The 842-nt window shown below is 44.1% G+C and carries 1 protein-coding gene; it reads left to right on the forward strand.

The features are described 5' to 3' along the window. The first annotated feature begins 160 nt into the window (after positions 1–160). Positions 161–658 (forward strand): SprT family zinc-dependent metalloprotease, encoded by a 498-nt coding sequence (locus R8O11_RS26390; protein WP_021453096.1) that lies wholly within the window; start codon positions 161–163, stop codon positions 656–658. The last annotated feature ends 184 nt before the right edge of the window (positions 659–842 follow it).

Raw genomic sequence — 842 nt, forward strand, 5'->3', positions numbered from 1 at the left:
CTACGGAATCGGTATGTTGTTTACCATGCCAATTCTGGGCTACGGTACATGGCACGCCTACCATGCAACCATCAAGAAAAAACACACTCCTTAACGGACAAATGCTATGATTCAGCCCTCGCCAACGCGGGGGCTTTTTATTGAATACACCGGAGTATGGATGGACATTGAACTGAGTTATAAAGCCAAGCAAGTCATGGCTGATTGTATCTCTTTGGCACAGCAGGCATTTAAGCGCTCATTCCCTATCCCAAGCATCACATTCAACGTTCGCGGTAAAGCAGCGGGAAAAGCCTACCTTCAATTAAATCAGATTCGTCTCAACCCTATTTTATTTAGAGAAAATCCACAGGCGTTTTTGGAAGAAGTAATTCCTCATGAAGTCGCCCACTTAATCACCTACCAAGTGTACGGCCGAGTTCGACCACACGGAAAAGAGTGGCGAGGCGTCATGGAATCCGTATTTGGTATTCCTGCCAACACCACACACCGTTTTGAAGTTACCTCAGTCCAGGGTAAGACGTTTGAGTATCGTTGCGGCTGCATGACCTACCCGCTCTCGATTCGCCGACACAATAAAGTTCTGCGCAAAGAGGCAACCTACTCCTGTCAAAAATGCCACCAGCCTTTGAATTTTACAGGTGTTCAACTTTCTTAATTTCGCCGGTGAGAAACAGCGGCGATCACTTGTTTGTTTTTATTATTAACAGACTCATTACTAAAGCCAATCTCTGAGTGGTAGAATGATTAAAGTCATACTTTTTAAAGACTTTAATCATGAAATACTTGTTTACTCTGTTTCTCTTTGTTCTTTCTACTTCCGCTTTTTCTGCCCCTCCTAG

The sequence above is a fragment of the Vibrio sp. 1288 genome (assembly GCF_033344475.1).

Excerpts from the sequence above, each read along its gene's own strand:
- R8O11_RS26390 (WP_021453096.1), top strand. The coding sequence starts at position 161 with ATGGACATTGAACTGAGTTATAAAGCCAAGCAAGTCATGGCTGATTGT.